Annotated in this window: 7 protein-coding genes and 1 pseudogene; 1 reads left to right on the top strand and 7 read right to left on the bottom strand. The window is 26.6% G+C overall.

Translation table 11 applies throughout. The features are described 5' to 3' along the window. The 6 genes from WC168_RS04440 to WC168_RS04465 form a co-directional block, all read right to left on the bottom strand. A complete protein-coding gene (locus WC168_RS04440) occupies nucleotides 1-2,109 on the bottom strand; it encodes a hypothetical protein (RefSeq protein ID WP_372617769.1) in 2,109 nt (702 codons plus the stop codon). Nucleotides 2,110-2,117: 8 nt separating this feature from the next. Then, complete coding sequence (locus WC168_RS04445; protein WP_372617771.1) at nucleotides 2,118-3,053, bottom strand: hypothetical protein; 936 nt, start codon at nucleotides 3,051-3,053, stop codon at nucleotides 2,118-2,120. 2 nt (nucleotides 3,054-3,055) lie between these two features. Further along, a complete protein-coding gene (locus WC168_RS04450) occupies nucleotides 3,056-4,546 on the bottom strand; it encodes a UvrD-helicase domain-containing protein (protein ID WP_372617773.1) in 1,491 nt (496 codons plus the stop codon). A 105-nt stretch (nucleotides 4,547-4,651) separates the two neighbouring features. Beyond that, nucleotides 4,652-7,804 (bottom strand): efflux RND transporter permease subunit, encoded by a 3,153-nt coding sequence (locus tag WC168_RS04455; protein WP_372617776.1) that lies wholly within the window; start codon nucleotides 7,802-7,804, stop codon nucleotides 4,652-4,654. Nucleotide 7,805: 1 nt separating this feature from the next. Next, entirely contained in the window at nucleotides 7,806-8,843 is a 1,038-nt protein-coding gene (locus WC168_RS04460) for an efflux RND transporter periplasmic adaptor subunit (protein ID WP_066356429.1), read from the bottom strand. Beyond that, a complete protein-coding gene (locus WC168_RS04465) occupies nucleotides 8,840-10,075 on the bottom strand; it encodes a TolC family protein (protein WP_319059387.1) in 1,236 nt (411 codons plus the stop codon). The genes WC168_RS04460 and WC168_RS04465 overlap by 4 nt, the downstream gene beginning before the upstream one ends. A gap of 101 nt (nucleotides 10,076-10,176) precedes the next feature. Between WC168_RS04465 and WC168_RS04470 the strand changes: the two genes are divergently transcribed. Further along, the gene (locus WC168_RS04470) at nucleotides 10,177-10,659 is read left to right on the top strand and encodes a MarR family winged helix-turn-helix transcriptional regulator (RefSeq protein WP_279133517.1); all 483 of its coding nucleotides are present in this window, start codon (nucleotides 10,177-10,179) and stop codon (nucleotides 10,657-10,659) included. On the opposite strand, the pseudogene WC168_RS04475 reads toward WC168_RS04470, so the two are convergent. Next, nucleotides 10,656-10,844 (bottom strand): annotated as a pseudogene (locus WC168_RS04475) (3-deoxy-manno-octulosonate cytidylyltransferase); the annotation flags it as partial. The gene WC168_RS04470 and the pseudogene WC168_RS04475 overlap by 4 nt on opposite strands.

Genomic DNA, 10,844 nt, shown 5'->3' on the forward strand with positions numbered 1-10,844 from the left:
TTATCCTTTATTATCTCTATTTATATATGTTTTAAAGTCACCACACTCTTGAATTAGCTCATTATAATATCTTGTATCTTTAAAATTATTTTGTAAAATATTAAAATATCTTGAACCACTATTTTCTAAAAATTTTTCATAAAACTCATCAGAACCATAGTTATAAACACTATTTTTTTTCCACCAATTATTCTCTTGAGGATATTTATCGTAGTTTAAATCAAAAATAGCCAATTTTGTCTTTGCAATTAAATATGTTATTTTAGCATTTAGCTCTATATCTTTAGAGTTTTCTAAAGCTTTTTCATAATAATTTATTGCAAGATTTAATTTTTGCTCTTGAAGTTTTGGAGTGTGAACTAAATAGTTACTTCTATAAACAGTTGTAACTCTATTTATATTTCCAAAGTGGCTTAGGTTGTACAAACTATTTGCTAATAGGAAGTTATCCATAACACTATTTGGATTTTTTTCTAACTCATTTTCTATTTTAATAACTCTTTGCAAAAACTCTCTTATAGTAAATGGTTCTTTTGTTCCACTTCTATTATTTCCACGAATTAGACCATTAAAAGGGTTGAATTCAACTTTTGTTTTATCTAAGATTTCAAAATTTGTATCAAGAGCCTCTTGAAATTTTAAATTGTTTATCAAAACTGTAATTTTTGCAAAATCAAAACTACTCTTATTTGCTGTAACCATTTTTTTAAATTTAGTTTGTAAAAATTCTCTAAGTTTTGTATCTTGTTTTGTCTCTAAAAACATTTCAAATTTTTTAAAGTTCTCTAGGTCAAGATCTTTGTACTCTATATAGTAAAAGTTATCACTTAAATACTTTTCAAAATCTTGATTTTGGTTTTTATATAGATTTGATAGAGTGTTTAAAGTATATTTATATATATCAAACTCATTTTCATTAAAATGTGAAACTCTTTTATAAATCTCATCTTCAATACTACTATCTATACTTTTCAATGAGTTTAAATATAAAATATAAGATGCAACTTCTAACTCATGTTTATTTGGAAACTCTACTAATAATCTATCTAAAATCTTTTTTGACTCTTCATATTTTTTGAAATATATATTAAAGTGAACTAAACTTAAATCTACTAAATATCTATCATCTTTATCTATATTTTTTAAAAAATCAATATATTCACTATTTTCATTTTCATAATCTTTGTAAGCACTACCGTATGTGTTATGAAGAGTTTGAGATTTTAAAAGTTCTCTAAAAATAAGAAAATCAAGCCATTTTGAATTTTTATCTATATTATATATATTTTTCATCTCTTCAAGAACATTGCTATTGTAATTTAAAGCTCTAATAGCATACATTTTTGTTTTTTCATCAACATTTTTAGCATAATTTAAAAGTTCATCAAAATTCTCTTGAGATTTAATATATTTAAAATTATAAAAACTTAAATGAGAGTTTATACTATTTTCAAAAAGTTTTGAAAACTCATAAACTCCTTTTGCAATTTCATTGTTTTTTACTAAAGCACCTGCATATAAACCTTGAATCCAATCTTTTACAATTGAGTTGGAGTTATTTAATAGATAACTATATTTATTGTAAATATCTAAACTATTTTTTGTGCTATCTTTATAGTGAGATAATCTAAGTGCTATATAAAAGTATCTCTGCTTTAAAAAACTATTTTTTGTATTATCTATTTTATTCAAAGCTATTGGAATAAAATCTTTGCAATATGTAAAATCTTGATTGATGTAGGGATTATAAGTTACACAATACTCTTGCTCTTTTATAAATTTTAAATACTCTTGAAACTCTTCATCTAAAATTAACTCTTGATTTCTATTTTTATAAATAATATCTTCGAGCTCTTTTATTGAAAATCTATTTTCAAGTGCTACTTGCCACTCTTTTAGATTCTCTTTTTTATTTTTTATACTATATTTATAGATAATATCATTGTATGTTGAAGCGCTTGATAAATCATTTGAGTATTGTAAATATAGATTATCTTTGTTATCTAAAAAATGAAACTCTACATCTTCACTATTCCACCAATATCCACCACCACAAGAAAAAAGTGATAGTGATAAAGATATTGTTAATAGAACTATTTTAAAAATCATATATTTCCTTATTGTTCTAAAATTTGAGCAAGATTATAGCTATTTTTATATTTATATGTATAAAAAATAATCTCATTAAAATAGTTTTTTGAGTGTTTTAAAAAGTCAGATAATGCAATTTTTAAATCATTTGAAGTTACATAATCAAATCTTAAAATATCATCTTTGTAGATATAAATACCTTTAAAATAGTGACTTTTTAATACTTGAAAACTGTTATTTTCTAAAGCTTTGAAATTTTTATCAAAATCCTCTTTTGTAATGTTCTCAAAAAGATTTATAGCTCTTTTATTTCTAAATTGTATAGCTTGAGAGTATAAAGGAAGAGCAAGTTTTAATTTAAGAGGGTAATTTTCAAAATTAAATAGATATTTTTTTGCTATATTGTTATCTAAAATATAGTTTTTTGTATTAAAATTTCCCAACTCTGACATATTGTAATACATTAAAACTCCATAATCAGCAGGTGGAATACCTGTTTGTTTATAGTATTTAATTTGATGCAATCTTAAAGTAGTGCTAATAGTTACTTTTAATTCATTTTTTAACTCTTTTAAAAATAAAAAGTAGTTATTTTTAGAGCTATCACTCCAGTCGCAATCTATTTGTAGTTCATTGAAATTAAAATTAAAGCTATTTAGAATTTTGATTATATCTTTGCTTAATCTTTTAAAATCAACATTTTGCATAGTTTTATTTGTAATATAAATTGTTGGAATAAAATCTTTTGGAGGATTTTTTATAAAGTTTGTTTTTATAATCTCAAGTTTATTTGAGTAGTCTATATCTAAAACTTTTATATATAACTTCTCATTTAAAATCTCATTTTTATAAGAATTTTCCCAAACATAGTATGAGATTTCAAATTTTTCACTATTTTTTGAGAAAATAAAAATAGAAAATATTAAAATAAAAGCTAAAAGTATAAAAATATATCTCTTCAAATTTACTCCAAAGGTGGTAAAACTATAGCTTTTTTAGCTCTTGTAGCTGCTACATAAAAGATATTTAACTCTTCATTTATTTGAGTAAAGCTATAACTATTTTTACTATTTTTAATCTCTTTTTTATTAATAAAATCATTTGTCATAATAACTTGATCATACTCCATACCTTTTGCTTTATGTGCTGTTGTAAATATAATTTCAGCTTCATCTTTATTTTGACATAAAAGCTCTTTTGCTCTTTTATTTATCTCAAAAATATTATCACCATAAGTATTTATAAATTTTATAATATTTAAATAGTCTTGATTTTTTGTCTCTTTTGCAAAATTTTCTAGCTCATATATTGTGCTAAAACTCTTTATCTCATCCACAGATATTTTCTCATTTTTTCTATTTTTTAGATAAAAAATTGAGTAAACAGTTTGATTCATAAATGAGTATGATGAGTATCCACCTTCAAAAAATATCTTTTTATTATCTTGGATATATTTTACTAACTCTTGAATTAGTGCAAATGATGTTCTTGAGATTATACAAATTGGTTTTGATTTGTCTAAATATCTATCTCCAACTTCTGTAGTTGTCTCAATACCATTTAAAACAAGGTTGTTTTTTCCATTTAAAGAGTAGAGTTTGTTTAAATTTCTCTCTAAATATTTTGCATAGGAGTTTGAAAATCTAAAACTAATAGTTAGATTATAAGCTGGAAGATCAATCTTTGCAAGAGCATTTGTTGCATATCTAAAACTATATATTTGTTGAAAACTATCTCCTACATATATACGATTTTTACCAAAACTTTCAACAATACTAATCATAACATCACTTATATCTTGTGCTTCATCAATTAAAATTAAGTCATAATTTAAATTTTTATCAAAATTGCTACTTAAATAGTACATTTTTAGATAAAAATCGTGAGTTGCATCTATTTTTCTATTTTTCATTGCACTTAAAACAACTTTTAGATGCTCTTTTAGTTTATTTTGGTTTTTATTTAAAACTTCCAAAAACTTTGCACTAAAGTCACTTTGTTTTATAAAACTATCAATTAATCTATTATCAAGCTCTTTAATACTTGAGTTACAATAAAAATTTACTAAATCTCTTAAAAGTGAGAGATACTCATTTGAAGCATAAAAGCTTTGATTATTCTCATCATATTCATAATAGCTAATAACTCTATCTAAAACAGTTGTTTTTAACTCATTTGTTAGATTATAGTTTAAAGCTCTTGTTCTTTTGTAAATAAATGAGTGAATAGTGCTTGATTCTAAATTTGGCACTTTGAAATCTTTTAATTTCTCTAAAATTGATGTTTGTAAAGATTTGTTATAAGCTAAATAAAGAATTTTTAAATGTGGATTTTTTTGTGCATATAGAAGTAGAGTTGTAGTTTTTCCACTACCAGCAACTGCATTTATTTTAAAAGAGCTTAATGTGCTATTTACAATATTCTCTTGTTCATTAGTTTTAACTATTTTTTGCAAAATTATGAAATCTTTCTTGAAGTTTTACTTTTTAAAAGTCAAAATTATACTATTTTAATCTTTATTAGAGATATGATTTATATTTTAAGGAAGTAAAGAGTACTTTTAGTACTCTTTATTGTTCTCTTCTTCCTCTTTTTTTAACTCTTCAGCAATTGAACCCTCTTTTTCTCTACTTAATCTTGAGATTAAAATATAAAATAGAGGTATAAACAAAATTGCTAAAAATGTTGCTGTAAGCATTCCTCCAATAACTCCAGTTCCAATAGAGTGCTTACTAGCAGCTCCAGCACCACTACTAATTGCAAGTGGCATAACACCAATTGTAAATGCTAGTGAAGTCATAATAATTGGTCTAAGTCGCACTTTTGCAGCTTCTAAAGCTGAGTCAATTAGATTGTATCCCTCTTTTCTTTTTTGAAGAGCAAACTCTACAATCAAGATTGCATTTTTGGCTGCAAGTCCTGCAAGAACTAAAAGTCCAACTTGGAAGTAGATATTGTTGTCAAGTCCTCTTAAATTTGTAGCTAAAATAGCTCCAAAAATAGCAAACGGTACAGCTAAAACAACAGCAATTGGAAGCAACCATTTTTCATAAAGAGCTGCTAAAATTAAGAATAGGAATATAATACCAAAGATAAATGCTTGAGCAGAACTTCCACCTATTTGTTTCTCTTGATAAGCAGTTCCAACCCAAGATATTGTATATCCTTGAGGTAAAACCTCTTTTGAAACCTCTTCAATAGCTTTTAATGCATCTCCAGAACTATATCCAGCTGCTGGTTGTCCTGAAACTTTTGCAGCTTGGAAAAGATTAAATCTTTCAACAATATCAGCTCCAACATCTTTTTTCAAAGTAACAAAAGCACTTAAAGGTAGAAGTTCTCCATTTGATGATTTAACATAAATATACTGCATATCATCAACATTTGATCTATATGTATCAATTGCTTGCATATTTACTTTATAAGTTCGTCCATAAAGTGAGAAATCATTTACATAAAAACTTCCATAAGTTGCATTTATTGTGTTATAAATATCATTTATACTAACACCTTTTGCTTTTGCTTTTTCAATATCAACATCCATTTTGTATTGAGGAATATTTGCAGATAGTGAAGTTCTAACACCCATTAATTCTGGTCTAGTTTGTGCTTTTTGTATTACAGCATTAACAACTTTTTGTAAATCTTCAGTGCTTCCACCTGTTCTATCTTGTATATACATATCAAATCCACCTGTTACACTCATTCCTATAATTGCAGGTGGAATAACAGCTATTGAAAATCCTTCACTAGTTTGCATTAATTGGGCACTAAATTTCTTTAAAAGTGCTTGAGCTGATTGACTTGATTCTGGTCTTTCGTCCCAATCTTTTAGTTTAATAATTGTTGCAACTGTATGTGTTCTTTGAGCTGATGTTGTAAAGTCATAACCAGCTAAAGTAATAATATTTTTAACATTTGGGTCTTTTGAAACAATAGCATTAATCTCTTCACTTAGTTCTATTGTTCTTGAAAGTGATGAACCTGGAGGATTAAATCCAAATATAAATATTGTTCCTTGATCCTCATCAGGTACTAAACCTGTTTTCATATCTTTAAACATATCGTATGATATAAATATTAACCCACCAAATAGCAACATAGATATTAAAGAGTATCTAATTGTTTTTTTAACTAAATATGAATAACCTTCAGTTGCTCTATCAAACATATTATTGAACCATTTGAAAAAACCTTTTGGTTCATGTTTTTTATTTTTTAATATTCTTACACATAGTGATGGTGTTAAAGTAAGTGCAACAAATCCTGAAATAACAACGGACACAACAATGGTAATAGCAAATTGTCTATACATCTCTCCACTTAATCCACCCATAAAAGCAACAGGTACAAACACAGCTCCAAGTACCAAAATAATAGCAATTAAAGCTCCTGTTACCTCTCTCATAGCTGCAAATGCTGCCTCTTTTGGAGTTTTACCCATCTCCATATGTCGTTCAATATTCTCAATAACAATAATAGCATCATCAACAACAATACCAATAGCAAGAACAAGTCCAAAAAGAGTAAGAAGATTTATACTAAACCCTAAAGCATACATTCCAGCAAAAGCTCCAATAATAGATACAGGAACTGCAATTAGTGGAATAATTGTAGCTCTCCAGTTTTGTAAAAATAGATATATAATTAATATAACTAAAATAAGTGCTTCAACAAATGTTTTAACAACTTCGTTTATAGAAGCAGAGATAAAATCTGTACTATCATAAGGAATAGTATAAGTCATATCTTCAGGGAAACTTTTACTAGCCTCTTCAAGTGCTTTTTTAATAGCAGCTGCTGATTCTAAAGCATTTGCTTCACTTTGTAAAAATACACCAATTGGCAGTGAAGGTGCATTATTTAATCTTGTTTGCATACTGTAATTACTAGCACCAAGCTCTATTGTAGCAACATCTTTAAGCTTTAAACTACTTCCATCAGGATTTGAACGAATTACAATATTAGCAAATTGAACAGGGTCATCAAATCTCTCTGGAGTTTGAATTGTATATGTGTACATCTGTTTATTTGCAATTGGTTCAGCTGCAATTTTTCCAGCTGCATATTGATTGTTTTGCTCTTTTATAACAGCAATTACATCAGTTGTAGCAAGAGAGTATTTTGATAGTTTTGAAGGGTCTAGCCAAACTCTAATAGAGTAATCTTTAGCCCCAAAAATCATAGCATCTCCAACACCTTCAACTCTTTTTAGTGTTTCAACCATATTAAGTAGTGCATAGTTTGATAAATATATAGAGTCATAAGTGTTATTTGGAGATTGAAGCATAATAAATTGTAAAATACTAGGACTTCTCTCTCCTACAACAACTCCAACTCTTTGAACTTGCTCAGGCATTGAAGACAAAGCTGCTTGAACTCTATTGTTTACATCAATTTTTGCACTATCAGGATCTGTTCCTACTTCAAAATATACATTAATTGATAAATTTCCACTATCATCAGCTAAAGAGTTCATATAAATCATATCTTTAGCACCATTTATCTGTTGCTCAAGAGGAGCTGCTACTGTTTTTGCAATAGTATTTGCACTAGCTCCTGGATAATTTGTACTTACAACAATTTGTGGAGGAAGAACTTTTGGATATTGTTCAATTGGTAAATTGAACATAGAAATAAGTCCAACTAGAAATATAATAATAGATAAAACACCTGCAAAAACAGGGTTTCTTATAAAAAATGCTGAAATCATACTATTTCTCTTTATTTACAATTTGAACTTTTGTGTTAGGTCTTACTTTTGCAATATTTGAAATAACAATTTTTTCACCACCACTTAGACCACCTTTTATAATAACACCATCTTTAATCAAATCTCCAGCAACAACTGGTTTTGGGTTTACAATATTGTTATCATCTACAACCATTACTATTGAAGCTTGAGATGTTTTTAAAACAGCATTTTCAGGAACTACAAAAACATCACCTAAATCAAGATTACTAATTTTGATTTGTGCAAAATCTCCAACTAAAAGATCACCATTTTTATTATCTATTTTTGCTCTTAAAAGCAAAGTGTCAGTATTTGAATCTATTGTTGGAGATACAAAATCTATCTCTCCTTGATACTCTTTACTATTTAAAATAAGTGTTGTTTTTGCTTTGTTATCTTTTATCTGCTTTAAAAAGTTATTCATATCTGCTCTTGGAAGTGAAAACTCTGCATGAATTGGATTTGTATTTGTAACAGTTACTAAAACAGAGTTAGTTGCGCTTGTTCCAACTAAATCACCAATATCTTGTCTTTTAATTCCAGCAATTCCATCTATTGGACTAGTTACATGTGTGTAGTTGTATTGAATTTGTGCCTCATCAAGTGCAGCTTTTGAGCTTTCAAATTGAAATGTAAACTCATCAAATTGTTGAGGACTAATCGCTTTTGATTCAATCAAAGATTTTGCTCTTTCAAAATCTTTTTTTGCTTTTGTAAAATTTGCTTTTTTCATATTTAAATTTGCTAAATATGTATCTGGTTCTATTTTATAAAGTAAAGATCCTTTTTTTACAAAATCACCTTCATTAAAATGTTTCTCTTTTAAAATTCCAGCAACTCTAGCTGTAACATCAACTTGTTCAATTGATTTTAAAATAGTAGGATAATTTTTTGTAGTTTTAAAATCTTTTTTCTCTACTTTAAAAACTTGCACAGGAAGTGCAGGGGCTTCATTTGCAAAAACTGTAGAAAAACTAACTGTTGCTAAAATTATTGATATTATCGATTTTTTTATCATTTTATATACTCCTTGATTTTCTCACCACTGTGGTAAATTATAGCCGCTTTTTTAATCTCTAAATCATTTAGAGCTTTTTTATGTAAGCTTATTGCATTGTATTTTTCTGTTAAACTTTGTAAAAATGCAACATTATCAATTAAGCCATTTTCAAATTTTGATTTAATAACCTCATAAGCACTTTGTGCAGCTTTTACAGATGCTTCACTTGAACTTATTTTTGCTTTTGCTATATTATAAGCTTTTAGTGCTAATTTAAAATCAACTAAAGCTTTATTTTTCTCATAATCATAGTTTGATTTACTAGCTAAATACTCTTTTTGTTTAGATTGAGATTTAAATCTTGTCTCTCCAAAAGAGAATATATTCCAGTTTAAATTTGCACTAGCAACATTTTGATGATAAATTCCATTTCTCATATTTTCATCATCATAATCTTTGTCATAGTAGTTAAAAGTATTATTTAAAGTGATTGTAGGAAGATAGTCACTTTTAGCAGCTTTTGTTTCATAAGCCTTTGCTTGTGTATCAAATAAAAGTGCTTGAATATCAAATCTCTCATTAGGCTCTTCTTTATTTTCAATCTCTTTTATAGTTGAACCACTTGAAATAGTAACTGTTTGTCCTGTTAAATACTCAAGATTATGTAATATTGTAACAAGTTCAAGTTCAAGCTCTTGTAACTCAACATTTGAAGCTTCAAGTCTTGAAACTATTTTTTGATACTCATCCTCTGTTGCAGTTCCAGCTTCATAAAATCTTTCAATTCTATTTTTTTGAGCAACAAGTTGTTCTATCTCTTTTTGCTTAGCATCTTTATTTGCATCTAGCGATAAAAAGTTATAGTAGTGATTTACAACAGTTAAAGAGATATTGTTTTTAAGTGCTTCAAGAGAGCTTTCGCCACTTTTAATTGATGATTTATAGATATCAAAAGTATCTCCTCTTTTACCACCATCATAAAGAATGAAATCTACACTTCCATATGCAGTTAAACCTTTTTTTGCAATTTGTTGTGCTGTATACTCTTTATCATTTATATAATAAGTTGTACCAACATTAATTTTTGGTAAATAACCACTTTTTATACTTTTATAATCCTCTTTTAAAGCTTCAAGATTTTGTTGTGAAGCTTTAATTAGTTGATTTTGTATTGATAAATCAACTAGTTCATCTAAAGTTTGACTATGTAAAAAAAGTGGTAATAAAAAAATAAAATATATCTTTTTCAAAATTACTCCTTTTAAAAATAAAAAACGATTTTATCAAAAATTGACTTAAAAGTATCTTGCTAGAAAGATATTTTTAAACTTAATTTAGCTAAACTTCCAAGATGAAAAAAAGACATATAGAAGATTTTTATAAAAAAGTTGTTCAAGAAGATAGATATGATATATTTGCTTTATCTCTTCCTATTATATTGATTGCAAAACATCTATATCAAGAAGAGGAGAGTTTTTATAAACAAAATTTTGATCTTCTTCACTCAGAATTTGACGTTTTAGCATCTTTATATTTTGAAAACAATGAACATGCTCTAACACCAACTGAGTTGTATAATACAATGATATTTTCATCAGGTGGAATGACAAAAATATTAAAAAAACTTGAAGATAGAGGTTTAATAACTAGAACAACTTTAAAAGAGGATAAAAGAAAAATATTAGTTGTTCTTACACCAAAAGGTAAAGATATAATATTAAATTGTGTAGAGCAGAGGTTAAAAAGGCTTGAAAATACATTTAAAGATTTTAGTAAAAAAGAGAGAGAAGTTTTAAAAGGTAGTTTAAAAAAACTACTCTTTAGCGTGATTTAAGCTTTAAAAACTTTTAAAGCTCTGTTTAAATCCTCTTGTGTATCAATTCCAAAAGATTTTGAATTTACTTTTACCATTGCTATTTTAAATCCATTGTCAATTGCTCTTAATTGCTCAAGTTTCTCAATATTCTCTAATTTTGAAGAGTTTAAACTACAAAATTTATTTAAAGATTTTTTTGTAAA

This window comes from Aliarcobacter sp. (assembly GCF_041672065.1).
GTDB classification, from domain to species: domain Bacteria; phylum Campylobacterota; class Campylobacteria; order Campylobacterales; family Arcobacteraceae; genus Aliarcobacter; species Aliarcobacter skirrowii.